Source organism: Tenacibaculum litopenaei (genome assembly GCF_964514025.1).
Lineage (GTDB): Bacteria > Bacteroidota > Bacteroidia > Flavobacteriales > Flavobacteriaceae > Polaribacter > Polaribacter litopenaei.
Window position 1 is genome coordinate 178,992 of the sequence record NZ_CAZEQT010000007.1, and the last position, 25,719, is coordinate 204,710.

Consider the following 25,719-nt stretch of genomic DNA (forward strand, 5'->3'; position numbering starts at 1 on the left):
ACCAAAAAAAGTACCTAGACCACTCAGGTTAAATCCCTAATTTTATGGTAATTTTGCAGTCATAAGAACACGATATGAAGATTAAATTACTAGCCATAGGAAAAACAGACAGCAAGCAATTGGCACAATTGATTGAAGAATACCAAAAAAGGCTGCAGCATTATATCAAATTCGAACTAGAAATTATCCCGGACATCAAAAACGTAAAAAATTTACGAGAAGACCAACAAAAGGAAAAAGAGGGAGAACTCATTTTATCCAAACTGCAAAACTCCGATGTTCTCTGCTTGTTAGACGATAAAGGGAAACACTATACTTCCATAGAATTCGCTAATTTTTTACAGAAAAAAATGAATGCAGGAATCAAGCAGTTTGTTTTAGTCATAGGAGGTCCTTACGGATTTTCCGAAGCCGTTTACAAACGTGCCAATGGTAAGTTATCACTGTCAAAAATGACCTTTTCACATCAGATGATTCGCCTGTTTATCACCGAACAATTGTACCGCGGGTTTACCATTTTACGCAACGAACCTTATCATCACGAATAATATAAACCCTACTCATTATGAAACTCGTTTTCGCTACCAACAATCTTAACAAACTGGCTGAAGTACAACAAATGCTCCCTGACAGTATTGAATTAGTGTCACTAAAGGACATCGGTTGTTACGAAGATATTCCAGAGACAGCGACTACCTTGGAGGGCAACGCACAAATTAAAGCCAATCACATCACGGAAACCTACGGATACAACTGTTTTGCTGATGATACAGGTCTAGAGGTAGAAGCCTTAAACGGTGCCCCAGGGGTCTATTCTGCTCGTTATGCAGGAGAACCTAGTAATGCCGATAACAATATGGACAAACTACTCCATGCATTGAACAACGCTAGTACTAGAGCCGCACAATTCAGAACGGCTATTTGCCTCAATTTAAACGGAGAGCAATTCCTTTTTGAAGGTGTTTGTACCGGTGAAATACTTTCAGAACGCGAAGGAGCGAAAGGCTTTGGCTACGATCCTATTTTTAAACCCACAGGACATCCGCGTTCTTTTGCTAACATGACTGCGGCAGAAAAGAACGCCATCAGTCATCGAGGTTTAGCCATACAGAAATTGGTGAATTTTTTAAAAGCCTTGTAGTCTAGTGCTTACAAAAACAACATATCGATGGTATTTTTTGGTACTGGTCATCGCCTTACTGATGCTATTAATGCTAAATATCAGTATTGGGTCGGTCCGCATCCCGTTTGACGATATCTTCGCTGCCCTTACAGGACAAGAAGTCAGCAAGCGCAGTTGGGAAGTCATCATTTGGAACTACCGATTGCCCAAAGCCCTTACCGCTCTTATGGTAGGCTCCGGACTCGCCGTAAGCGGATTGCTGATGCAAACGCTTTTTAGAAATCCACTGGCAGGCCCATTTGTCCTGGGAATTTCATCAGGGGCTAGCCTTGGAGTAGCGCTCTTTATACTAGGATCTGGACTTTTCGGCGGGCTTTTTAGTACCCATATCTTTCAAAACAGCTCTTTAGCTATGGCAGCAAGTGCTGGTTCATTCCTCGTCTTATCAGGAGTCATTTTAGCAGCTAATAGAGTCCGCAATACCATGTCTATCTTAATTATCGGTTTGATGTTTGGCTCCCTTACCTCATCGATTATCAGCATCCTTACCTATTTTAGTGAAGCTACTGAAATTCAACAATACCAATTTTGGAGTTTTGGAAGTTTAGGAAACCTAAGTTGGAAAGAACTCGGTGTATTTTTTGGAATCTACAGCTTGGCAATGATAGGAACCTTCAGCGTTATCAAACCACTGAATAGCTTTTTACTCGGAGAGTACTATGCAAAGAGCCTCGGAATCAACATCAAAAAAAGCAGAAATATCATTTTACTAATAACCAGTTTGCTTACTGGAGTTATCACTGCTTTTGCTGGCCCTATTGCCTTCGTTGGGCTCGCAGTGCCGCATATTGCCAAACTGTTGTTCACGAGTTCTAACCACAAAGTGCTACTTCCAGCTGTGAGCATACTCGGTGCATTGGTATTACTTATTTGCGATACGATTGCCCAATTACCTAACAGTGCTTTTGTACTACCTATTAATGCAATTACTTCTCTTTTCGGTGCTCCCGTGGTTATATGGCTACTACTCCGAAAGAAAAAGATGTATGTCTAACTGCTAAATTCCATCAATTTACACGTACCTTCGCGGTATAATTACCCATAGCAAGAATGAATAAAATGTCAACAGCTGTCGTGAATGCCATAGACCTAACCATTGGTTACCGCTCTAAAAAGCAGGTACACAAGGTGGCTTCTGAACTCAATTTTTCGCTGGGCAGTGGACAATTTATTGTCTTGCTGGGAAAAAATGGAATTGGTAAATCTACCTTACTAAGAACGCTCTCTAAAGTGCAGGCTCCGCTGCAAGGGACGGTACAGCTCAAAGGAAAACCCCTCGAAGCCATTCACGATCAGGAGTTAGCTACGATGCTCAGTCTGGTACTGACAGAACGCCTTCCTCCCAGTCAACTCACAGTTTTTGAACTCGTTGCTCTTGGACGACAACCCTATACCAACTGGCTCGATAATTTAAACAACGAGCATTTAAAGAAAATTCTTTGGGCCTTAGAGAAGACCGAAATCTCGCAGCTAAAAAACAAACGATTTTACGAATTGAGTGATGGACAATTACAACGCGTTCTCATTGCGCGCGCGTTGGCGCAAGATACGGAGCTCATTATTCTCGATGAACCAACAGCTCATTTGGACATCCACCATACCTACAAAGTTTTTTCTCTGCTCAAAGACCTGGTAAAAACTACCAATAAAACCATACTTATCTCCACGCACGAAGTCAACCTAGCCATTCAATTAGCTGACAGTTGCTTACTCCTCACCGAAGGAGGACAGCTTCACAGTGGTACCGCCAAGCAACTCATTGAAACCAATGCCTTTGACAGTTTGTTCCCAAAAGACTTAATAAGTTTTAACAAAACATTAGAACAATTCGTTATAAAGAAAACCTAAATTTGACCAATTGTACCGCTGAGTACGTCAACAACTAATCAACCCAAAACATTAAAAAAGTATTAATGAGAAAATTACTGTATTTAGCAAGTACGGCTGCCTTAATTGCCTGTGGTTCTAGTAAGGAAACTACGGGAATAGAGCCGGACGCATCGGTAGACTACGCCGAGAAATTTGCTAAGAGTATTACCGCCAAAGATCTAGGTAAACACTTATTTGTGTATGCTTCTGACGAATTTGAAGGAAGAGATACCGGTGAGCCTGGACAAAAAAAAGCGGTCAATTACCTAAAAGATTTCTATAAGAGTCAAGGAATTGCATCTCCTTTAGGAGGTGACGATTATTTCCAGGAAGTTCCTTCTGAATATTTGAGTAATAACAGAAGAGGACGTAGCCTTAAAGACTCAGAAAACGTAGTGGCTTATATCAAGGGAACTGAAAAGCCAGATGAAATTGTCGTGATCTCAGCACATTTAGATCACGAAGGTGTTAAAAATGGAGAAATCTACAACGGAGCAGACGATGACGGTTCAGGAACTGTTGCCATCCTGGAAATTGCTGAAGCCTTTAAAAAAGCGGTGGAAGCAGGTAGAGGTCCTAAGCGTTCGATACTCTTTCTTCACGTTACTGGAGAAGAAAAAGGGCTACTCGGTTCAAAATACTACACAGAAAATCCAATATTTCCTTTAAAAAATACCGTTACCGATTTAAATATCGATATGATCGGTCGTGTTGATGATCGTCATAAAGGAAATCCTAATTACGTATATCTAATTGGCTCTGATAAATTGAGTACAGAACTCCACAACATTTCAGAAGCCATCAATACCAAGTACACAAAAATTGACTTGGATTATAAATACAACGACGAAAATGACCCGAACAGATTTTACTATCGCTCGGATCACTACAACTTTGCAAAACACAATATTCCTATTATTTTTTACTTTAACGGAACACATGCTGACTACCATCAGCCTTCAGATACGCCAGATAAAATCAACTATCAATTACTTGAAAACAGAACGCGTTTAGTATTCCATACAGCCTGGGAAGTAGCCAATCGCGACAAGCGTATCGTTGCTGATAAAGCAAAATAATAATAGCAATTGACTATTTAAATTAATCGTTTATAAAAAACTCACCTCATTGTAGGTGAGTTTTTTATTTTCAATAAATGTGTATATTTGCCCTGAAATTGCATTGCTATGGAAATACCTTCACCTTTTTGCTGAGGAAGTTATCCCTATTTGCTTTGCATGAAAATTGCAATCATCAACAACCTATACATTATGACAAGAAAAGAAGATTTGGCCTTGGAAGAAAATCAGGCTGCAGAGAACACCCCTATGGCAACTACGGATACAGCAACCGTTGAAAATCCAGCAGAGAGCGCTGAGGAAGTTACAACGAGGTCTACCTCAGCTAACGAAGAGGATGAACCTTTGAGTTTTGACGAGTTCCTTAACAAACTATCTCCACGTGTGGCAGATCAAATAAAAAGCGAGCAAAACTTTCTCAAAGCAGTTTTTTCAGGGGTACTCGCTGGACTTATCGGAGCAGCTATTTGGGCCGCAATTACCGTAACCACAGAATATCAAATTGGCTATATGGCCATCGCAGTAGGAGCCCTAGTAGGAATTAGCATGCGTTACACCGGAAAAGGACTTGGTCAACATTTCGGTATTGCTGGTGCAGTCATTGCGTTAATGAGCTGTTTATTAGGGAACGTATTTAGCATTTTAGGATTTGTAGCCAATCAGGAAAGCATCAGCTTTTTTAACGTACTGATGATGTTCAACTACGAACAGCTGATACCTATTATGAAAGAATCATTCAGTCCTATTGATTTGCTTTTCTACGGAATTGCAGCTTATGAAGGATATAAATTCGCTTTCCGTACTTTTTCACAAGAAGAAGTACAACAATTAAGTGAACGTTCTTAAAAAATCTACCCCTATAAGCTATTACTTGTAGGGGTATTTTATTTCCTGTATTTTCACAACCTACTTAACAGCAACCTCCCTATTTTAGGTTCTTTTTTAATTTATGCTCATCACCTCTACCATAGTCGTCGCCCTTATAAGTTTTTACTTCGTTCGAAGAAAGAAAGGAGCGAAAAACGAGCCATGGAAAACTCCAAACACAGACTTTCCTGACGAGTGGAAACAAATTTTAAGCAATCATGTCGCATTTTACAATGCACTAGGCAACGAGCAAAAAACCTTATTCGAATACAAAACACACGAGTTTTTATTGAACTGTGCTATTATTGGCGTAGATACTTCCGTAGACACTACGGATCGTCTTTTAGTGGCTTCCAGTGCCATCATCCCTATTTTTAACTTTCCAGAATGGCGCTATCCTAACATTCAAGAAGTTATTTTGTACCCCTGTAGTTTTAGCAAAGATTTTGAGCGCACTGGCGAAGGCAGAAACGTACTAGGTATGGTGGGAACTGGCTACCTAGAAGGAAAGATGATTTTGTCAAAAAAAGCACTGCATTTGGGCTTTGTCAACGAAACCGACAAACACAATACAGCAATTCACGAATTTGTGCACCTCATCGACAAACTCGACGGTAAAGTAGATGGTATTCCCGAAGTGCTCTTATGTAGGCAATATACCATTCCATGGATTGACTTGATGAACAAAAAAATGGATGAAATCTACCGCAACGACTCAGATATCAATCCTTATGGAGGCACCAACCAGGCGGAATTCTTTTCTGTGGTCAGCGAATACTTTTTCGAACGCCCCAAACTACTGGCCAAAAAACATCCAGCACTTTACCGAAAAATGGAACTGATATTTAAACAAGATATGGACGCTATGAACTTACACCTACCCAGTGAAACACAGGTTGGCCGTAACGATCCCTGTCCTTGTAATAGCGGAAAAAAGTTTAAAAAATGCTGTGGAAAAAATTAAACTTTTCCCGTTCATGATTATTTTGTAATTTAGAGTAATGATAAGCTCTACGAGCACTTATTTTTTCCTCTTTTATGAACAAGTTAATTACTTTCATACTGCTTTTAGTTCTGAACCTAAATGGATTCAGTCAGCAAAAACAGTCGCAACCCGCAACTAAAATCAATGTCTTATTTGTAGGGAACAGCCTGACCTATGAACACAAGCTACCAAAACTCGTAAAGAGGAAAGCGCGTTCGCAGGGGTACCGCATGGAAGTAACGTGCATTGCCTATCCCGATTTTTCCATTCGTGATCATTTGAATGGAGGAAAGATTCAACAACTTTTAAAGACAACTTCGTACGATTTCTTAGTCATTCAACAAGGACCTTCTTCTTCTCCATACGGAAAAGAAAGCCTTATAAAAGTAGGAGAAGAACTGCAAAAAATCTGTGCGACTACCAATACGACACTGTGTTATTATATGGTATGGCCTGCAAAAAATCAGCTGGATCGCTTAGACAATGTCATTGCCAATTACGAAGCAGCTGCAAAGCAAAACAAGGCTTTACTCATTCCTGTAGGGCGTTATTGGCGTGATTATATCCGTACGGAAAGCAATTACCTGCTCTACGGAAAAGATGGATTTCACCCATCGCTTAAAGGTGCTAAAATGAATGCAGAAATCATTGCTAACTACTTAGTAAAAGCCTTCCGAGAGCCCTCTCAAACGCGCTAACGGCGACAATTTCTGGCATCTAACTTTTTTTTAGTAAGTTTGTAACTGTATCCCTCATCCCCCCGATTTAAGACTCAATAAAATTTGAGCTTAAGCTAGTACCCGTTTAGCTACAGTTCTGGTTTTGAAGAGTCAATGTTATAAACACATTAAAAAATCTATCTCGTCGGAAGACGGGTACGCTAGCAAATGAAAAAATTAGTTCTTATCACTACCCTACTCACAATCAGTTATTCCTGTAGTTGGAAAGCACCGATTGGAAATTCACACAACAAATCACGAGAGCGGATTCAAAACAGAGAAAACGCCGTTCGGTACGATTTTAAAAACCTCAACTACAGTAAAAGCTTAGAGCTCTTTTCGAATAATGAGTTTATTTTTACTGAAACCCTAAATGGCTCCCTCGGGAACTCAACCGTCAAAGAGTATTTTGGCGACTATCATCAAGATAGCACCTCACTCCAATTATACCCGAAAGAAATTGCCATTAAAAAAATCCCTGAACATGCTAAAGAACATGTAAAAAGTACCTACTTCCCCTATGAAGAAGGTTCAAAAATAAATACCAACTACCTAAAGTTCGCCTGGAATCACAAAGAATACCTGTTATCAGAACAATTCAATACGCAATCGTATATCGATGAAAAAAATGACTTTCAACGTTTTGCAAACTTTGTAAATCAAGGTATAGAACCCGACGACAGCGGTGCTTATTTTACGCGAATTATACAAACCACTTCTCTAAATTCAGATAGTTTAGATTTAAAGCGAATTCCAGAAAAATGGCGTTCTTATTTTATTAAAACTCCCATACAAGCACGGGTTATAGAACACCGACAACACCCGTCTGAAAATCATCATTTAAATAAAAAAATGACCTGTTGGCACGTCACTATTGACAAAGGAACTGCCGATGGAGTACACCAAGGATTGGCATTTACGACACAATACGAAGAGGTTCAAATAAAAATTGACTCGCTCGACAGCGGTACGAGTTACGGGCATTTTAAAAGTATAAACACCAGTCCAACATATATAGAAATTGGAACGGAAATGAGAACTCAATGGTAATACCAAAAAGACCGACCTTCACGTCGGTCTTTTTTTGGCTATACAGTATTTACTACTTCTTAACCTAATGCTCATTTGTGATACGAATATTATTTGTAGCTTTAACCTTGTAAAAAATTGACCCCAATCAACGGGGTGGCTACTAAAAAAACTAACCATGCTAATTCAAAATCTTACGCGCCCTAGGCTCGGCGCCTTGCTTGCGCTATTCCTTATTTTACTGCAGAGCTGCACTACAGTCCGACTTATCAGTGATTACGATGAAATTACGGATAAAACGGTGACTCGTGTACAAGAAAAAGTCACCAAATACTTTGTCGTTCTCGACAGGACCATCGGAACACCAGCAGCTGCCTATGAAAACTTTGTAGAAACCTTTGACGACATCAAAGTAGATTTAAACACCTTAAAACTCAGAACGGCGGCACTCGATAAAAATCGCATTGTTGAAGACCAAATTAAAGAGCTCATTTCGATGGTTGACAACCTAGAAAAATTGCACAAAATAGGCTTCTTAAACGCGGCGCAAATACGCCCTCTTAAACAGCCCTTTGACAGTGCTTTCACCGCCATTATACGACTACAACTCGCTTTAAAAAGAGGAGAAAAATAAACAAACTACCAAACTACAACACCTATGAATTCAATTAATGTCAACGATGTACTACTCAAGATGATCGGAGCTGCCAAAGGCAAACTTCAAGAACACTGGGAAGCCGCTGCTCCCTTTGCGGAACAGCAGTTCAAATCACTAGCCGAAAATTTGGCACTCATCGTTAAACTACAACGCGAAGGCACCATTACTAAAGAACAAGCATCGTATTATCTAGAAATTCAAAAAAGCAGTGTACGCATCGTATTGCTCACCATTGAAGGGCTGGGGCTTTTAGCTGTCGAAGCAGCCATTAATGCTGCACTAGACATCGTCAAAACGGCCGTCAACACCGCCATTGGTTGGGATATCTTATAAAAAAAGCTAGGAAATATTTCCTAGCTTTCTATTTATAAATCAATTTCTTTTAGTGCTCGAATATTGTTGCGCTCTAAAAACGCATCAATGGTTTCGAAATGCTCAATTACTCGTTTGTCTTTAAACTCAAAAACTTTTTCACTCAACCCCTGCAAGAAGTCACGATCGTGCGATACTAAAATCAAGGTACCGTCATAATGCATCAAAGCCTCTTTAATCACGTCTTTGGAACGAATATCTAAGTGGTTAGTAGGCTCATCCAATATCAAAAGATTTACCGGTTCTAGCAATAACTTAACCATTGCCAAACGCGTTCGTTCTCCTCCTGAAAGAACCTTGACCTTTTTATCGATATCCTCTCCTCCGAACATAAAACGCCCTAATATCTTTTTGATCTGAGTTCTGATATCACCTTCCGCTACTTCGTCTACCGTTTGAAATACGGTTAACTCCGGATCCAACAACGACGCTTGGTTTTGTGCAAAATACCCCACTTTAGCGTTGTGTCCCAACTCGCAATGTCCTTCAAAATCAATTTCTCCCAAAATCGCTTTAATCATGGTCGATTTACCTTCACCATTACGTCCTACAAACGATACTTTCTCTCCTCTTGCTATGGAAAAACTAGCGTCTTCAAAGACGGTCAATTCCCCGTAACGCTTCGAGAGTTCTTCGACTTTAACCGGATAATCTCCAGACCTCGGCGACGGTGGAAAACGCAATTTTAACGACGAATTATCCACTTCATCTACTTCAATAGGCACCAATTTTTCGAGCATCCGCTCACGAGAAGCCACCTGGTTAGTTTTTGAGTAGGTCCCTTTAAAACGTTCAATAAACGATTTGGTTTCCGCTATAAACTTTTGCTGTTCCTCGTAGGCTTTTAACTGATGAGCTCTGCGTTCTTTTCTCAATTCTAAGTAATGCGTATAGTTGGCTTTGTAATCGTAAATGGTTCCCATACTCACCTCAATGGTTCTGTTGGTAATATTATCAACAAAAGCCTTATCATGAGAAATTACGACTACTGCTTTCGCCTTGTTTTTAAGAAACTGCTCCAACCAAATTACAGATTCAATATCTACGTGGTTAGTTGGCTCATCCAACAAAATTAAATCGGGTTTCTGCAATAAAATTTTTGCCAACTCGATACGCATTCTCCATCCCCCACTAAATTCAGAGGTCGGTCGGTCTAAATCGGTTTGCTTGAATCCCAGTCCTTTTAAGGCCTTCTCTACTTCAGCTTCGTAGTTAACTTCTTCCAATGCATAGTACACCTCCCCTAACTCCGAAACGCGTTCTATGATCTTCATATATGCTTCTGATTCGTAGTCCGTTCGCGTTTCTAGTTCCTTATTCAAGGCTTCCATTTCTTCCTTCATCGAAAAAATACGCGAAAAGGCTTTTGCCGCTTCTTCCTTCACGGTACAGTCGTCTTCCAACAACAAATGCTGCGGTAAATAGGCGATAACGGTATCCTTCGGACAACGTACACCTCCTTTAGTAGCCTGGTTAATGCCTGCAATAATTTTCATCATGGTTGATTTTCCTGCACCATTTTTTCCCATTAATGCAATCTTATCATTCTCATTGATGACAAAAGAAACATCGCTAAACAAAGCTTTACCGCTGAATTCCACGGTTAACTGATCTACAGATATCATATATATTAGAATTTGTGCGAAAATAGTAAAATCCGTTGTAGTATGGTCAATCCTCTGGGCTTCAAAACACTTCATTCCAACCTAAACAAATCAGCAACAACTTCTTATCATTATATAAATTACGTTAAACGGTTCGGATTATCCGAGCGATAGCCGTACCTTTTAGTAACTAATTAAACTTTAAAACTTAAAACTATGGCTACAAGTACCCAGTACCGCGTTGCTGAATGGCTTCCTTCCGATGCCCTATTTCTTGAAAACTGGCTCACTGAACTCATTGACTACGTAGATCGCACCCCGCAATCGTTGGTTCCTCCTGTTCAAGACCTCAAAAAACTTATCGAAAGTAACAACTATTACCGCACCCTGTTTACAGCTATGTTTACCGAGATCCCCAACAAAGCTCCATACAACCAAACACCCACCGGTGCTCCTCAAGTACGTGACTACGAACACATGCTACTGTTAATCAATGCAATTATGACACAAGCTCCGGAATTCAACACCACCGGGCTCGTAGGCTTTCCTATCAACGCTATCCTAGATTGGCCCATGGGAACCCTTGCCGGATACGTCGCATTTTTGGATAAAAGGGTCAATGAAAAATTCAAGGCCATTTTAAATTATTGGAAATCGTTTTTACAAAGTTCGGATTCTACCTACGTTTTAAATACTACAAGTCAAGGATGGCTCTCCGATGAAGCCCTAAAAGAAATGTGCGACGTTGCTTATGGAAATGGAGCTTCCTTTACCGATATCTTTAACTGCCCTTCTCCTGATGTGCAAAATGCTTTTGGGTTCCAATCTTGGGACGATTTTTTTACCCGAACTTTTAAAGAGGGACTTCGCCCTGTAGCCGGAAAAGACAATCCTGATATCATCGTCAATGCTTGCGAGTCAGCTCCGTTCCGCCTAGAGAGAGATGTCCTTGAAAAAACCAACTTCTGGATTAAAGGGCAGCCCTATTCTTTACGCGATATGCTTGCCGACGACATCTATACCTCACAGTTTATCGGTGGAACTGTATATCAAGCTTTTTTGAGTGCTTTGAGCTACCACCGTTGGAACAGTCCAGTAAGTGGTACGGTGCTCAAAGCCTATGTTATTGACGGCAGTTATTATTCGGAAGATTACTACGAAGGATTTGCCAACCCTGCTGGTCCAGACAGTGCCGCTCCTAACCAATCGCAGGCCTACTTAACAGAGGTAGCAACACGTGCTTTAATTTTTATCGAAGCCGACAATCCTAAGATTGGCCTGATGTGTTTTATGTCGGTGGGCATGGCAGAAGTTTCTTCCAACGAAATCACTGTTAAGCAAGGACAGCGCATTGAAAAAGGCGAACAACTGGGAATGTTTCACTTCGGAGGTTCTACCCATTGCCTGATTTTCCGACCGGAAGTGCAGTTAGAATTTGACTTACACGACCAAATACCCGGATTGAACTCTAAAAATATTCCAGTACGCTCAAAATTAGCCACGGTAAAATAAAACCAAAAACGCCCCAAAATGGGGCGTTTTACTCTATTAGTGCAAGATTTTGAATAATAATTCTTTGAGAATGTCGGCATGAGAGAGCGCGTTGGCCCCTACTCCCTTGCTCTTGACATCAGCATCACGAAGCAGTGCAATGGTTTGCGATACCTTCCGCATTGGATAATTTCTGGCGGCGGTCGCATAATCATCCACAAAATACGGATTTACTCCTAAGGCCCTCGCTACAGACGCTTTTGACTTGTCTTGTAAACCGTGATATAACAACAGCTGCGTAAAAAAACTGTTGAGCAACGAAATGCTCATCACTATCGGATTACTCTTTGGGTTCTGTGCGAAATAATTGATAATACGATTTGCCTTAACCACATCGCGTTGCCCAATAGCCTTGCGCAACTCGAAATTGTTAAAATCTTTCGAGATCCCAATATTTTCTTCAATATGTGAAGGCGTAATAATCGTTTTTGCAGGCAAAATAGAAATCAACTTTTCCAACTCATTGTGAATCTTACTCAAGTTAGTACCTAAAAACTCAACCAACATTTGCGCTGCTTTAGGCTCTATGTTAAATCCTTTGGTACCGAGGCGTTTTCGAATCCAATCGGACACTTGATTTTCGTATAGTTTTTTACTCTCAAAAATCACCCCATTCTTAGCAATGGCCTTGTAGGCTTTTTTACGTTTGTCGAGCTTTTTGTATTTGTAGTTAAAAACGAGTACCGTGGAAGGCTGGGGTTGTGCTGCGTAGGCTTCTATTTTGTCAATGGTTCTACTCAAATCCTGTGCTTCTTTGACAATGAGTACTTGTCGCTCTGCCATCATAGGAAAGCGCTTTGCAGAAGCAACAATCTCTTCGATAGTTACATCTCTACCGTACATCACCACCTGATTAAACCCTTTTTCAGATTCTTCCAAGACATTTTTTTCGATGTAGTCCGATATCTGATCGATGTAAAAGGCCTCTTCACCCATTAAAAAATAAATGGGTTTTATATTTCCACTGCGGATATCCTTAATTAGCTGTACTGCTTCATTCATTGTCCTTGTGCTCGATTTACTCCTTAGCTTCGGAAAGTTTTGCTATTTTTACTCCATGCAAAAATTAAATTTACCTCCCTGTGATTTCAGGCTCAAAAGTAACGAAAATAAGACGCTTATTTTCGATAGTTTGAGAAAAAAATACTTGGTATTAACTCCGGAAGAATGGGTACGGCAGCACTATGTACAGTACTTAGTAGCGCAAAAAAAATACCCGGTAAGTTTAATTGCCATTGAAAAACAACTCACAGTAAACGGTTTAAAAAAGCGAACGGATATCGTAGTATTCTCCCGCCTTGGAGTACCCGATATCATTGTCGAATGCAAGGCCCCATCCGTAAACATCACTCAGGCAACCTTCGATCAAATTGCGAGGTACAACATGAAACTAAACGCCCGATTGCTGGTGGTTACGAATGGCTTACAGCACTATTACTGTACCCTTGACAAAGAAAACGAACGCTATGTTTTTTTAAGAGACCTCCCTGAATACGAACGCAGCGTCTAAAGGCCAGAAATTAACGTATACTTATACCTTTAAATCAACTTAAAACTGTATTTTTGGCCTCTTGAAAATAGCTATCGTCATATTAAATTGGAACGGAAGAAAACTGTTAGAACAGTTTTTACCCAGTGTAGTAAACTACAGTGAACAAGAAGCTGAAGTCTACGTTGCTGACAACGCCTCTACAGATACTTCTATCGACTATATCAAAACGCAATTCCCTTCGGTTAAAATTGTTCAGAATGAGACCAATGGAGGATATGCCAAAGGATATAACGATGCTTTACAGCACATTGAGGCAGATATTTATTGCCTGTTAAACTCGGATATCGAGGTAACAAAAAACTGGTTAACCCCTGTAGTAGACTACTTTAAAAAGCAACCTGAAACTGCGATCATCCAACCCAAATTACTGGATTACAAAGACAAAACCAAATTTGAATATGCCGGAGCTGGTGGTGGCTTTATCGATTTACTCGGTTATCCGTACTGCCGTGGTCGAATTTTTAATTTTTTAGAAACTGATACCGGACAATTCGATGATACCGCCGATATATTTTGGGCCTCGGGTGCCTGTTTGTTTATCCGATCGGAGGTATACCACAAATTAGGAGGCTTTGATGAAGATTACTTTGCCCATCAAGAAGAAATTGACCTCTGTTGGAGGGCGCAAAACGAAGGGTATAAAGTGAGCTATGTGGGAAGCTCAACAGTATATCATGTGGGTGGGGCAACCTTGCAAGAAAGCAATCCTCACAAGACCTTTTTAAATTTTAGAAATAGTTTATTAAACACGGTCAAAAACGTGCCAAAACGCTGGTTTTTGTTTGTCGTTTTTTCTCGACTGATACTCGATGGAGTCGCTGGTTTAAAATTTGCTTTGGAACTGCGTCCAGTGCACACTTTGGCCATTTTAAAAGCGCATATTAGTTTTTATGCTAATTTTTTGAAGTTCTTAGGAAAGCGAAAAAAACTACAGAAAAAGCTTCATTATAACCACTGTACTTCTGTGGTTTGGCAACACTTTATTGCAGGTAGAAAAAAGTTTAAGAATTTGCAATAAGAGCCTCTCGATCTTTGTAGATATACAAGAGTAAAAAGAACACGGCAACGCCGCCAAAGGTATGCCACAACCAATGCGTTCCCATAGGCAGCAGCACTACAAGTGAATCAAGGGTTCTGAAAACTATCGCGAGCGCAAAAAACACCAATCCCAAGCCAATATAATGTACCCTTTTCCACGCTGTTAAGTAAGCGTAATACAAAAAGGGAGCTATGACCGCAATGGCCGTCATCACATATCCGAACGAAATTCGAAACGAGTCGGGCAACGATAAAAATCGGGGAAGTATTGTGGCGACTAAAATTGCTACTAACAAACCAGTACGTTGCCACCAAACCGGAGTAATCTTTCCGATAAAATAAAGGATTCCTCCCAAGCAAACAATCATGATAGGCAACCAATCGAGCACTAGCCAAAACTCGTGACTTCTAGTTCCGTGAAACATAGTGCCACCGATCCAACTGATAAAAATAACTGGAATTGCAAACAGAAAAAAAGGATGCTGCTTAGGATGCTTTGCTATTTTCTGAAAAAAATAAATGAGAATGGCAATAAAAATTAAATTGCTAAACGTATTAAATGGTTCAACAGGCAAGCGCCCTTCGAGCGTTTCCTGATAAATAGGACCGCTGTCATTAGGAAACTTTGGCAACCAATTACAAAACATCTAAATCTCCTTTACCTTCTCTGATAACTTCGGGTTCTTCCGCTGTCAAATCAATCACGGTCGAAGCGTGATTATCTCCATACCCGCCATCGACCACGAGGTCAACGAGGTTCTGCCACTTTTCAAAAATAAGTTCAGGATCGGTAGTGTACTCTATAATTTCGTCTTCATCGTGAATCGATGTAGAAACTATAGGATTTCCGAGAGCTTCCACGATGCTTCTCGCTATATTGTTATCGGGCACGCGAATCCCAACGGTCTTTCTCTTTTTAAAGGTCTTGGGAAGGCTATTACTTCCAGGCAATACAAAAGTATAGGGACCTGGAAGTGCTCTTTTTAATATCTTATAGGTCGGAGTATCTATTTGTTTTACGTAATCCGATAAATGACTCAAGTCATTACAAACAAATGAAAAGTTTGCTTTATCCAGCTTTACTCCTTTTAATTTTGCCACGCGCTCCAAAGCTTTCGCATTGGTAATATCGCACCCCAGTCCATACACGGTATCTGTAGGGTAAATGATAACGCCCCCTTTCTGTAAAACCTTGACGATTTTATCAATTTCTTTCGGGTTCGGATTTTCGTTATAAAGCTTTACAAACTGTCCCATACTCACTAATAATTGTCAAAATCAAAATCGTCAAGACGCTCAAAACCGGTGAAATTATCTCCAAACTCATCGTCGAACTCCTTGTCATCACCTTTCGTTAAATCGTCCGCCTTAAACTCTTTCATAGGAGCCTCGCCTGGAATTTCTCCCACAGACAACACCACTGCTCCGTCATCACCATCGGCTTGCAGGGCTACTAACTCGATGTAAAACGTCCACATGTGCAAAAAATCATACACGTAAATCAATTTGTCATTCACACGTAACAACGTGTCTTTGATTGAGCAGTTTGCCATCGAAAGACCTTCTCCTGCCTCAGCCATATTAAACAACGGTATTTCTTCTCCTTGGTTCCACTCATCATCTGTACGGTAAAAAGAAGCCATTTCCTGACCGTCAAATCCAAAGGCCTTGGCTGCAGCGAAATGCATGTCCTCTAAGGATTTGTTCTCATCGATAACAAAAGTTCTAATTACGTCTTCTTGCGTATCTAATATAGCGCGTACTTTATACATTAGGTTGTTTTTTATAGGTACAAAAATACGTATTTTTGAATGAAATTTCTTTTTGTATTTATGGATTCACAACAATTATTAAACAAACTCAACAGTTTTAATAAAAATACCCTCATGGAAACCTTGGATATTGAGTTTATCGCAATAGGCGAAGACTACATGACAGTATCCATGCCAGTAAACCCCAACGTACACCAACCCTTTGGGTTACTTCACGGTGGTGCCAGTGCAGCACTCGCAGAAACTGTTGGAAGTTCTGCCTCTGCCTTTCTATTTGCAGACGCAAAAACACAAGTGATCAAAGGAATCGAACTCAGCATTAACCATGTCAAAAGTAAAAAAGAAGGAATGGTATATGCCACTGCTCGTCCTATTCACCTCGGAAAAACCACCCATTTGTTAGAAGTTAAAATTGTAGATGAGGAAGACCGATTGATTTCCATAGCCAAACTCACAAATATCGTTTTACCCAAAAAATGAGAAAGCGACTATCAAAAATAATTCGCTATGCCAGCATTAGCTTACTGGTCCTACTCGTTGCACTATACGTGGTATTTGTACGTTTTTCAGCTCCGCCTTCTGACAAGGCTTTGATGGAGCTTTTCCAAACCAGTCCCACCCCACTAACCATCGCTAAATGGCACTTTAAGGATTTTTCATTTCGTGTACTCAAAACAGCCCTCAATCCCGCCAAACCTACACTGGTCTTTGTACACGGGACTATTGGGTCTTGTGCTAATTTTGAAGCCTATATGAACGACAGTACGCTGACCGAGCATTTTAACATGCTCTCCTACGATCGAATCGGCTACAACTATAACGATCCACATCCGGTACAAGAGAGCATTGCCTTTGAACGCGATATGCTCCATAGCATTTTAGACCAACTCCCCAACGACAATACCATACTCGTAGGTTATTCGTACGGCGGCCCCATTGCACTTGCCACTCGTAAAAAGCTAAAAAAAGTAGTACTTTTGGCTCCTGCGGTGTACAGTGCGGTAGAACCAATGCCTTGGATGGTAAACTTGTACCGCTGGCCAATGACACGATGGATGATTCCTAAAGTATGGCAGGAAGCCTCCAAAGAAAAACTATCACATCGTTCCGATTTGCAAAACTTTGAAAAAACGTGGGCTTCAACCCCGAATCAAGTGATTAGCATGCACGGTAATTCCGACTGGATAGTCCCTTTGGAGAATTCGACCTATTTACAAAAACAACTACCGAGCTCACGTTTTCAGTTGATCCCTTTACACGATGCTGGGCACGATTTAGTTTGGAGTCGATTTGAACCTATTAAACAACAACTCTTAAAGCTCAAAGATTGACCTTATTTGACGACATACAAAACGCATTACAACAACAGCGTCCTTTTGTAATTTACAACAAGGCCGGCAGTGACCGACTGAAAGCGATCATACAACAGAATGACCAGGTGTATTACAGCGATGAACTAAATGAAAGCGGATTCGTTTTTGCTCCATTTTTAAAAAATACGGCTCCTATTCTGATTCCCTTAGCGGAATCCATATGTAAGGAGGTACACTTTAATCCACAACAGGTAACCGTTCAGCCTAGCACAATTACTGACCTTAACTCAGCAGCGCAACAACACATACAGCTCGTTAAAAAAGCGGTCGAGACAATTGAATCAGGGGCATTTCAGAAGGTTGTACTGTCGAGAAGTGAGGTGGTTTCACTCCGCAAAGGAACCCTGCTTAGCATCTTTGAACGACTCCTACACAGCTATCCGAATGCCTTTACCTATTTGTGGTACCACCCTAAAATTGGTCTGTGGTCAGGAGCAACTCCGGAAACACTAGTAACCGTCAACAACAAGGAATTCCGCACCATGGCGCTTGCAGGTACTCAGGTATACCGAGGAAGTACAGACGTTGCATGGGGTGCCAAGGAAATTGAAGAACAACAAATGGTAACGGAGTATATTTGCGAGCAATTAAGTTCCCTTGCTCCAGATCTTCACTGCGGGCCGTTGCACACGGCAAAAGCAGGGAGCCTACTTCACCTAAAAACGATGATTACTGGAACTTATGAAGGAGCCCTCAGTACGCTTGTGAATCGCTTACACCCAACACCAGCGGTATGTGGCCTTCCCAAGGAAGCGGCACTCGACTTTATCAACAAACACGAAAACTATTCGCGAAAATATTATACAGGATACTTAGGAGAAGTCGATATTGAAAAACAAACGGAACTCTTTGTCAACTTGCGCTGTATGGAGCTCGAAACCTCTAAAGCCACCTTGTATATCGGTGGAGGTATCACCGTCGACAGCATTCCCGAAAATGAATGGGAAGAAACCGTAGCGAAATCCAAGGTGATGAAACAAGTATTGTAAGTTCCCAGGTAGGGTAACTCAAGTGACATCATCAAGTAAAAACAAAAAAAACCACATAGTGATTAAAGCTAGGTGGTTTTTATAGTGTAAATTGAATTTGAATTGAAATTTTAAGGTACAACAATGAGCTTAACTCAAGCTGTTTCCTTAAATATCATCAAAAGAAACATCGGTAAAACTCTCTGCAGAGGCTTCTACGGCCGCTTCTTCTTTTTTGTAATCTCTTTGATGGCGCTCACTAATAACTTCCTCTCCTTTTTCGCTTACAATGTAATTAGTTGCCTTGTCCAACATGTCCTTAAAGTCAGAAAAATCTTCTTTGTACAAGTAGATCTTGTGCTTTTGGTAGTGGAATGAACCATCATCGTGTGTAAACTTCTTACTTTCCGTAATTGTTAAGTAGTAATCATCAGCCTTAGTTGACCTAACATCAAAAAAATAGGTTCTTCTACCAGCTCTTAAAACCTGTGAAAAAATTTCTTCTTGTTCTACTCTCTCGCTCATAATTCTTGTCTTAAGTAATATAAGTAATAGTTGTTTATTTAAAATTGCTCAACAAATCTAACAAAATAATTGACGTAACAATGCGAAACACTATATTTCTTTTTCCAAAAGTTGCTGATTATACAAATCTTTGTAATATCCTTCTTGTTCTATGAGCTGATTGTGAACTCCTTGTTGAATGATCTTACCATCTTCTAGGATAAGTATCATATCTGCATTCTTAGCTGAGGATATTCTATGGCTGATTATGAAGGTTGTTTTACCACTTGAAACCTTTTCTAGGTTCGTCAAAATTCGTTCTTCCGTTTCCGTATCTACCGCTGAAAGACAATCGTCAAACACCAATATTTGGGGGTCTTTGATAATCGCTCTGGCGATAGAAGTTCGCTGTTTTTGTCCTCCTGACAGGGTAACACCACGCTCCCCTAAAACCGTTTGATACCCTTCGCTGAAATCCATGATATTCTCGTGAATTACCGCATTTTTAGCAGCTTCCTGAATCTCAGTAAGCTCCGCCGTTGCTTTACCAAATTTGATATTGTTCTCTATGGTATCTGAAAACAAAAATGGATCTTGAGGTACAAACCCGATTTGATTGCGCAAATCGTACAAATTGCATTCCTTGATATCCACTCCATCCACTAAAATTTGTCCACCTGTAGTATCGTACAAACGCGAAACGAGGTTGACTATTGAAGACTTTCCACTTCCGGTAGTCCCTAAAATGGCCACCGTTTGTCCTTGTGCTACCTTAAAGCTAATACCTTTCAGTGCGGTGATGTCTGTATCGTCGTACTGCAACCACACATCTTTGAACTCAATTGTTCCTTGAATTTCGGTTCCTGTTTCTACTGTGTTTTGGATTTCGGGAACTTCCTCTAAAAATTCATTAATACGTTTTTGAGAAGCCTCCGCTTGTTGCACGATAGAAGTCACCCACCCGACAATGGCTACTGGCCAGGTCAAAATGTTGACATACAGAAAAAATTCGGCTACGACTCCAATTTGTATATCTCCAGCAATGTATTGCTTCCCTCCGACGTACAATACGATGATATTACTCAAACCTATCAATAAAATCATCAAAGGAAAAAACAAAGCTTGTACCTTGTGTAAGGCAATATTCTTTTCCTTACTGGTATCGGCCAAGTTATCAAAATTAGCAATGACTTCTTTTTCTATGGCATAAGACTTTACCACATTCACCCCCGAAAAGAACTCTTGATTAAAGGTTGTCAGCTTAGAAAGGTACTGTTGGACCACACCACTCTTCTTATTAATTTCTCGACTCAACACAAAAATTGAAATCGATAAAATAGGAAACGGCAGTAAGGTATACATGGTCAAAGTAGCATCGATTTGAATCATTTGAGTAAAGCCCACAATAAACAGTACAATCATATTCAAGGAGTACATGATTGCTGGGCCAAAATACATGCGAACCTTCGACACATCTTCACTAATTCGGTTCATCAAATCACCGGTTCTATTCTTTTTATAAAAGTTAATAGACAGTCGCTGATACTGTTGATATATCTCATTTTTTAAATCAAATTCTATCAAACGTGACATCACAATTATTGTTTGTCGCATTAAAAAAGTAAAAAATCCTGCCACCAAGGTCACGGCAACTATCCATAAAATATTGTACAACAACTCTTGTTTTACCGCGGGTAAATCGGTTGTTTTCCCCTGTACGTATTGCTCTACGACATTTAAAGAATCTCTTATGATTACTGGGATTTTCAGTGCTAACAACTTGGATAATACGGTAATGACTACTCCGACTAGAAGTCGCCACTTATACTTGATAAAATACTTGTTCAGATATTGTAATTCCTTCAAAACTGTTTAAAAAATTTCTCTAATTAAAAACCTATTTCCGTTCTAATTTTGTTAAAGATAATACAATTACAACGGCTTTTTTTGATTATGTTTTAACGATTTCCTATTTTTGCGACCTAATTTTTTGAGATTATCAAAATAAACTCAAATCAAAACACATAACAAATGACATCAGAAATCATTGATACTAAAGATCTTAAAAACGATCCAGTATTTGGTCAATTATCTTTTGACAATCACGAACAAATCGTTTTTTGTAATGACGAAGATACAGGTTTAAAAGCAATAATTGGTATCCACAATACAACTTTAGGACCAGCTTTAGGTGGAACTAGAATGTGGCAGTACAAAAGTGAATGGGAAGCTTTAAACGACGTATTGCGTCTATCTCGTGGAATGACCTTTAAGTCAGCTATAACCGGATTAAATCTCGGTGGAGGAAAGGCCGTTATTATTGGTGATGCTAAGACTCAAAAGAACGATGCCTTAATGCGTAAATTTGGAGAGTTTGTTCATTCATTAAGTGGAAAATACATTACTGCTGAAGATGTAGGAATGGAAACTAGAGACATGGATATCATCCGTGAAGTAACACCTCATGTTACTGGAGTTTCTGAAGCGATTGGTGGATCAGGAAACCCATCTCCTGTAACAGCATACGGAGTTTACATGGGTATGAAAGCCGCGGCAAAATACAAATTTGGAACCGACAATTTAGCGGGTAAAAAAGTATTAGTTCAAGGAGTTGGTCATGTTGGTGAAACCTTAGTGAAGCACATCACTGACGAAGGAGCTCAAGTAATCTTAAACGACATTAGCGAAGAGCGTTTAGCTGCTTTGAGTAAAAAGTACGATGCAAACGTAGCCTTAGGAAACGATATTTACGGATTAGATATCGATATCTACGCACCTTGTGCCTTAGGAGCTACCTTAAACGACAACACTATTGCACAGTTAAACGCAAAAGTAGTTGCTGGAGCTGCTAACAACCAATTAGCAAACGAACTTAAACACGGAAAATTATTACAAGAGCGCGGTATCGCTTATGCTCCTGACTTCTTAATCAACGCTGGTGGAATTATCAATGTATACGCTGAAGTTGAAGGATACGGAAAAGAAGAGAGTTTAAAGAGAACTGAAAACATCTACAATACCACTCTTGAAATCTTTGACTTAGCAGAAAAAGAAAACATCACAACACACCAAGCAGCCTTCAATATCGCACAAGCGAGAATTGATGCTCGTAAAAAAGAGCAAAATAGCTAGGTAAGATAAATAAAAGTTATAATTTTGCAGAGCGTAAGAATTACCATTCTTTACGCTCTCTTTTTTGTTTAAAGTTCTTTCAAATGATTAATAGAAGACATATTCGAGTTAAAGTAATGCAGTCGGTGTATGCGATACAACAAGCGCATAGTGATGACCTAGTTAGAGAAGAAAAGTTTTTAAAACACAGCATCGACAAGATGTTTGACCTGTACGTTTTAAACTTACAATTACTGGTTGAAGTACAAAAGTTAGCTCGAAAGAGAATTGAGCTCTCTAAAAAGAAAATTCTCGCCACTAAAGAAGACTTAAACCCCAACACAAAATTTATTGACAACCGCTTACTCAACCTGTTAACAGACAGTGTGAGCTTAGAAGGCTACGTGGAACTCAACAAACTTAATTATTGGGATTTAGACGACAAGTACGTGGAAATTATTTTCGAGGAGCTCTTGAACAGTGAACTTTACAAAAAGTATATGGACACGGTAGAAGACTCTTATAACGTAGACCGTAGCTTTGTGATTAATTTCTTTAGAGACATCATCGCTCCAAATGAAAAGATTGCCGATTACTTTGAAGATAAAATGATTTCGTGGGTAGACGACATGCCTTTCGTGAATACTTGGGTCCTCAAAACCCTCAACAAGCAAACACCTAAGAATCCTTTTGTTTTAGGTAATTTGTACAAAGATCAGGACGACAAAGATTTCGTTGGAGCCCTCTTTACAAAAACAGTACTTAACCAACATAAGTACGGTGATGATATCAAAGATAAAACTCCGAATTGGGAAGCAGACCGAATCGCTGATATTGATCTTATCTTGATCAAAATGGCCATCACTGAGTTCTTGCACTTCCCATCGATTCCGAGCCGTGTAACCATCAATGAATACATCGAACTTGCCAAAGACTATTCGACCAACAAGAGTGGATATTTTATCAACGGAGTGTTGGATAAATTGGCAAAAGAATACTTGGCTTCCAATGCCATGGTGAAAATTGGAAGGGGATTATTGTAAGATTTTGTATTTTTACCAAAACATAATATCAATATGAAAAAAATAGTATACGCAATGGCCATCGCTGCCGCTAGTTTTACGGCTGTGTCTTGTTCTAATGGAAATGCAGCTACCAAGATAAAATCAGAAAACCTAGCCAAAGCTGCAGAGCGCGATAAGACGATCAATGTCGGAGCTCCTGAAATTAGTTTTGATAAAACCGAATTTGATTTTGGGACCGCTACAGATGGCGATGTCATTAAAACTTCTTTTATCGTAACGAATACTGGTAAGTCAGATTTGATTATCTCAAAAGCAGACGCTACTTGTGGTTGTACTGTACCTGAATGGCCTAAGGAGGCTATTGCACCAGGAAAAACTGGAGAGATCAAAGTGAGTTTTAATACGAGCGGTAAGGTTGGTAAACAATCGAAAACGGTAACCCTACGTACCAATACAGAAAAAGGTATTGAAACCGTAAAGATCGGTGGTATGGTAAAAGCGAAAAGCAAAGAATAATTCGATATAATGTTAGCACAAACTCTATTTTTACAGGCTAATAATAGCCTTATGCAAATGGTGCCTTTCGTACTTATGTTTGGAGCCTTATACTTCCTAGTCATAAGACCGCAAAGATCGCGTCAGAAAAAAGAAAAAAAATACCAAGAAGAATTAGCTAAAGGAACCAAAGTGGTGACGACAAGTGGAATTCACGGTAAAATAGTTGAACTAAACGATAATGACAATACGGTAACTGTAGAAACCGGAGCAGGAAAAATAAAATTTGAGCGCTCGGCAATTTCTATGGAGTTGAGTAAAAAATATCAAAAGCCAACTGCAAAATAACAAAAGTGAGCTCTGCTCACTTTTTTTTTGCATCGCATTATTTTTGTGGAAAAAAAATTAAACATACCCAAAGTATTTATCGGTTTCTTATCGGCATCGCTCCTTTTTTGGTTGCTGATGAACCTGTCTAAAACGTATACTACCACCGTTCGTTACGAGGTAAAGTATCACAGTTTAGCACAGCACCGACAGTTTAATAAGGTTCCCCCAAAAGAACTGGCAGTAATTGTAAAATCTAGTGGCTTTAATCTTATTAGCACCCAATTAAGACAAGCTCCCTTGACTATTAGCTTGGGAAAACTCTATAAGAAAACACCCAATTCTTATTATATTTTGACGAGGGAATTAATAACGCCCTTGCAGAAACAATTTGCTTCAGGACTTTCGGTTGTTCAAATTCCACAAGACAGTTTATTCTTTAACATCAGTGAATTACAATCCAAAAAAGTTCCAGTTGTCTTTACACACAGCCTTCCATTAAAAAAAGGCTTTGATCTCGCTGCTCCCCTGCGTATTTCACCTGACTCAGTTACGATATCAGGCAATGAATCGCAGTTAAAAGCTATTAATGAAATCAATACAAAACCTATAAAAGGCCAACAAATTACTGATGTGTACACAGAGGTTGTCGCTTTGGATATTCCGTCGGGTATTAATTCCAAGCAACGAGAAGTTAGCCTGGAGTTAAACGCCGTCAAATTTACCGAAGGTGCTTTAAAAGTTCCTGTGACCTTGATAAATTTACCCAAAAACAAACAGCTCACCATCTTTCCCAAAGAAGTGAGTATCCGTTACAAGGTAGGATTGGCAGATTTCGATAAAATAACCCCCGCTTCTTTCGAAGTGTATTGTGATTATCAGCAATCGGCATCCAAAGGATTGCCCTATCTTATCCCCGTGGTCAAGAGAACTTCCAACATGGTATCGGCCGTGCGCATCACCCCAAAAAAAATTGATTACCTAATACACAAATAATGATTATTGGACTTACTGGAGGTATCGGTAGTGGCAAATCTACCGTCGCCAAGATGTTTTTAAAATTTGACGGTGTCGTTCTGTATCACGCAGATGAAGAAGCCAAGCGACTCATGAACAACGATGCGGACTTACGCGAGCAACTCTGCGCCACCTTTGGAGACGAGACCTATACAGCTGAAGGCATTTTAAACAGGCAGCACCTAGCATCCATTGTATTTAAAGACGCTTCTCAACTCGCAAAGCTCAACGCCATAGTTCACCCGGCTGTCCACCGTCACTTGCAGCACTTTATAGCTAGCCACCAAGAGGCCACCTATATACTCTACGAGAATGCCATACTTTTTGAAAATGGCAGTAGTGGTTTTTGTGATCGTATCATCACAGTTACAGCTCCAATAGCAACCAGAATTGAAAGAGTAATGCAACGCGATCAATGCAGTGCGGAAGACGTTCAAAACAGGATGGACAAACAATGGGCTGAAAACAAAAAAATCCTGCAATCCAACTATATAATTAACAATCAGGATTTAACAAAAACTGCGGAGCAGGTTTTAAGAATTCATAATTTTTTAACAACGAAGCCGAATTAATTTAACCTATGTTATAATTTTTTCTTAAAATTTTCTTAAATTTAAAAAA

At 39.8% G+C, this 25,719-nt stretch carries 30 protein-coding genes; 23 read left to right on the forward strand and 7 right to left on the reverse strand.

Annotated features, from left to right (window positions below; genetic code table 11):
* The first annotated feature begins 74 nt into the window (after positions 1–74).
* From rlmH to ACKTS5_RS15435, 11 genes are all read left to right on the forward strand, one after another.
* Entirely contained in the window at positions 75–548 is a 474-nt protein-coding gene (rlmH, locus tag ACKTS5_RS15385; RefSeq protein ID WP_408044782.1) for a 23S rRNA (pseudouridine(1915)-N(3))-methyltransferase RlmH, read from the forward strand.
* A gap of 17 nt (positions 549–565) precedes the next feature.
* Positions 566–1,141 (forward strand): non-canonical purine NTP diphosphatase, encoded by a 576-nt coding sequence (locus ACKTS5_RS15390; protein WP_408044783.1) that lies wholly within the window; start codon positions 566–568, stop codon positions 1,139–1,141.
* A 61-nt stretch (positions 1,142–1,202) separates the two neighbouring features.
* Positions 1,203–2,177, forward strand: coding sequence for a FecCD family ABC transporter permease (locus ACKTS5_RS15395; protein WP_408045230.1), 975 nt, complete (start codon positions 1,203–1,205; stop codon positions 2,175–2,177).
* A gap of 65 nt (positions 2,178–2,242) precedes the next feature.
* Positions 2,243–3,031 (forward strand): ABC transporter ATP-binding protein, encoded by a 789-nt coding sequence (locus tag ACKTS5_RS15400; RefSeq protein ID WP_408044784.1) that lies wholly within the window; start codon positions 2,243–2,245, stop codon positions 3,029–3,031.
* Positions 3,032–3,096: 65 nt separating this feature from the next.
* On the forward strand, positions 3,097–4,131 hold the full coding sequence (locus tag ACKTS5_RS15405; RefSeq protein ID WP_408044785.1) for a M28 family metallopeptidase: 1,035 nt from the start codon (positions 3,097–3,099) through the stop codon (positions 4,129–4,131).
* A 192-nt stretch (positions 4,132–4,323) separates the two neighbouring features.
* On the forward strand, positions 4,324–4,977 hold the full coding sequence (locus ACKTS5_RS15410) for a hypothetical protein (RefSeq protein ID WP_408044786.1): 654 nt from the start codon (positions 4,324–4,326) through the stop codon (positions 4,975–4,977).
* 103 nt (positions 4,978–5,080) lie between these two features.
* Positions 5,081–5,962 carry a zinc-dependent peptidase gene (locus ACKTS5_RS15415; RefSeq protein ID WP_408044787.1) on the forward strand — a complete coding sequence of 294 codons (882 nt, stop codon included), beginning with the start codon at positions 5,081–5,083 and terminating at the stop codon, positions 5,960–5,962.
* A 74-nt stretch (positions 5,963–6,036) separates the two neighbouring features.
* On the forward strand, positions 6,037–6,681 hold the full coding sequence (locus ACKTS5_RS15420; protein WP_408044788.1) for an SGNH/GDSL hydrolase family protein: 645 nt from the start codon (positions 6,037–6,039) through the stop codon (positions 6,679–6,681).
* 189 nt (positions 6,682–6,870) lie between these two features.
* Complete coding sequence (locus ACKTS5_RS15425; RefSeq protein WP_408044789.1) at positions 6,871–7,752, forward strand: hypothetical protein; 882 nt, start codon at positions 6,871–6,873, stop codon at positions 7,750–7,752.
* A 157-nt stretch (positions 7,753–7,909) separates the two neighbouring features.
* Positions 7,910–8,365 (forward strand): hypothetical protein, encoded by a 456-nt coding sequence (locus ACKTS5_RS15430; RefSeq protein WP_408044790.1) that lies wholly within the window; start codon positions 7,910–7,912, stop codon positions 8,363–8,365.
* A 24-nt stretch (positions 8,366–8,389) separates the two neighbouring features.
* Positions 8,390–8,722 carry a hypothetical protein gene (locus tag ACKTS5_RS15435; protein ID WP_408044791.1) on the forward strand — a complete coding sequence of 111 codons (333 nt, stop codon included), beginning with the start codon at positions 8,390–8,392 and terminating at the stop codon, positions 8,720–8,722.
* Positions 8,723–8,754: 32 nt separating this feature from the next.
* Here the strand turns inward: ACKTS5_RS15435 and ACKTS5_RS15440 are convergent, their stop codons facing one another.
* Positions 8,755–10,386, reverse strand: a complete 1,632-nt coding sequence (locus ACKTS5_RS15440; protein ID WP_408044792.1) for an ABC-F family ATP-binding cassette domain-containing protein — start codon at positions 10,384–10,386, stop codon at positions 8,755–8,757.
* 195 nt (positions 10,387–10,581) lie between these two features.
* On the opposite strand from ACKTS5_RS15440, the gene ACKTS5_RS15445 reads away from it, so the two are divergent.
* A complete protein-coding gene (locus ACKTS5_RS15445) occupies positions 10,582–11,877 on the forward strand; it encodes a phosphatidylserine decarboxylase family protein (protein WP_408044793.1) in 1,296 nt (431 codons plus the stop codon).
* A 36-nt stretch (positions 11,878–11,913) separates the two neighbouring features.
* Here the strand turns inward: ACKTS5_RS15445 and holA are convergent, their stop codons facing one another.
* Entirely contained in the window at positions 11,914–12,918 is a 1,005-nt protein-coding gene (gene holA, locus ACKTS5_RS15450) for a DNA polymerase III subunit delta (protein WP_408044794.1), read from the reverse strand.
* A gap of 55 nt (positions 12,919–12,973) precedes the next feature.
* On the opposite strand from holA, the gene ACKTS5_RS15455 reads away from it, so the two are divergent.
* Entirely contained in the window at positions 12,974–13,426 is a 453-nt protein-coding gene (locus ACKTS5_RS15455; protein ID WP_408044795.1) for a type I restriction enzyme HsdR N-terminal domain-containing protein, read from the forward strand.
* Between the two features lie 61 nt (positions 13,427–13,487).
* Positions 13,488–14,486: a glycosyltransferase family 2 protein gene (locus ACKTS5_RS15460; RefSeq protein ID WP_408044796.1), complete on the forward strand. Its 999-nt coding sequence runs from the start codon at positions 13,488–13,490 to the stop codon at positions 14,484–14,486.
* On the opposite strand, the gene ACKTS5_RS15465 is transcribed toward ACKTS5_RS15460, so the two are convergent.
* The 3 genes from ACKTS5_RS15465 to ACKTS5_RS15475 are packed head-to-tail and all read right to left on the reverse strand — an operon-like array spanning position 14,470 to position 16,278.
* A complete protein-coding gene (locus ACKTS5_RS15465; RefSeq protein ID WP_408044797.1) occupies positions 14,470–15,153 on the reverse strand; it encodes a hypothetical protein in 684 nt (227 codons plus the stop codon). The two genes, ACKTS5_RS15460 and ACKTS5_RS15465, sit on opposite strands and share 17 nt — an antisense overlap.
* A complete protein-coding gene (locus ACKTS5_RS15470) occupies positions 15,143–15,763 on the reverse strand; it encodes an L-threonylcarbamoyladenylate synthase (RefSeq protein ID WP_408044798.1) in 621 nt (206 codons plus the stop codon). Before ACKTS5_RS15470 ends, ACKTS5_RS15465 begins: the two co-directional genes overlap by 11 nt.
* Before the next feature lie 5 nt (positions 15,764–15,768).
* On the reverse strand, positions 15,769–16,278 hold the full coding sequence (locus ACKTS5_RS15475; protein WP_408044799.1) for an IS1096 element passenger TnpR family protein: 510 nt from the start codon (positions 16,276–16,278) through the stop codon (positions 15,769–15,771).
* 39 nt (positions 16,279–16,317) lie between these two features.
* Between ACKTS5_RS15475 and ACKTS5_RS15480 the strand changes: the two genes are divergently transcribed.
* The 3 genes from ACKTS5_RS15480 to ACKTS5_RS15490 are packed head-to-tail and all read left to right on the forward strand — an operon-like array spanning position 16,318 to position 18,640.
* Entirely contained in the window at positions 16,318–16,758 is a 441-nt protein-coding gene (locus ACKTS5_RS15480) for a PaaI family thioesterase (RefSeq protein WP_408044800.1), read from the forward strand.
* Positions 16,755–17,609 (forward strand): alpha/beta fold hydrolase, encoded by an 855-nt coding sequence (locus ACKTS5_RS15485; protein WP_408044801.1) that lies wholly within the window; start codon positions 16,755–16,757, stop codon positions 17,607–17,609. Before ACKTS5_RS15480 ends, ACKTS5_RS15485 begins: the two co-directional genes overlap by 4 nt.
* Entirely contained in the window at positions 17,606–18,640 is a 1,035-nt protein-coding gene (locus ACKTS5_RS15490; RefSeq protein ID WP_408044802.1) for a chorismate-binding protein, read from the forward strand. The genes ACKTS5_RS15485 and ACKTS5_RS15490 overlap by 4 nt, the downstream gene beginning before the upstream one ends.
* A gap of 147 nt (positions 18,641–18,787) precedes the next feature.
* On the opposite strand, the gene ACKTS5_RS15495 is transcribed toward ACKTS5_RS15490, so the two are convergent.
* Together ACKTS5_RS15495 and ACKTS5_RS15500 are read right to left on the reverse strand one after the other, a co-directional pair.
* Positions 18,788–19,144 (reverse strand): PUR family DNA/RNA-binding protein, encoded by a 357-nt coding sequence (locus tag ACKTS5_RS15495; protein ID WP_408044803.1) that lies wholly within the window; start codon positions 19,142–19,144, stop codon positions 18,788–18,790.
* Between the two features lie 90 nt (positions 19,145–19,234).
* The gene (locus ACKTS5_RS15500; protein WP_408044804.1) at positions 19,235–20,989 is read right to left on the reverse strand and encodes an ABC transporter ATP-binding protein; all 1,755 of its coding nucleotides are present in this window, start codon (positions 20,987–20,989) and stop codon (positions 19,235–19,237) included.
* 165 nt (positions 20,990–21,154) lie between these two features.
* Between ACKTS5_RS15500 and ACKTS5_RS15505 the strand changes: the two genes are divergently transcribed.
* From ACKTS5_RS15505 to coaE, 6 genes are all read left to right on the forward strand, one after another.
* On the forward strand, positions 21,155–22,255 hold the full coding sequence (locus ACKTS5_RS15505) for a Glu/Leu/Phe/Val family dehydrogenase (protein WP_408044805.1): 1,101 nt from the start codon (positions 21,155–21,157) through the stop codon (positions 22,253–22,255).
* Positions 22,256–22,338: 83 nt separating this feature from the next.
* Positions 22,339–23,277 carry a transcription antitermination factor NusB gene (gene nusB / locus ACKTS5_RS15510; RefSeq protein ID WP_408044806.1) on the forward strand — a complete coding sequence of 313 codons (939 nt, stop codon included), beginning with the start codon at positions 22,339–22,341 and terminating at the stop codon, positions 23,275–23,277.
* A gap of 33 nt (positions 23,278–23,310) precedes the next feature.
* Positions 23,311–23,775, forward strand: coding sequence for a DUF1573 domain-containing protein (locus ACKTS5_RS15515; RefSeq protein WP_408044807.1), 465 nt, complete (start codon positions 23,311–23,313; stop codon positions 23,773–23,775).
* Between the two features lie 9 nt (positions 23,776–23,784).
* Positions 23,785–24,102, forward strand: a complete 318-nt coding sequence (yajC, locus tag ACKTS5_RS15520; protein WP_408044808.1) for a preprotein translocase subunit YajC — start codon at positions 23,785–23,787, stop codon at positions 24,100–24,102.
* A gap of 45 nt (positions 24,103–24,147) precedes the next feature.
* A complete protein-coding gene (locus tag ACKTS5_RS15525; protein WP_408044809.1) occupies positions 24,148–25,077 on the forward strand; it encodes a YbbR-like domain-containing protein in 930 nt (309 codons plus the stop codon).
* Positions 25,077–25,670 carry a dephospho-CoA kinase gene (gene coaE, locus ACKTS5_RS15530; protein WP_408044810.1) on the forward strand — a complete coding sequence of 198 codons (594 nt, stop codon included), beginning with the start codon at positions 25,077–25,079 and terminating at the stop codon, positions 25,668–25,670. Before ACKTS5_RS15525 ends, coaE begins: the two co-directional genes overlap by 1 nt.
* Positions 25,671–25,719: the final 49 nt, after the last annotated feature.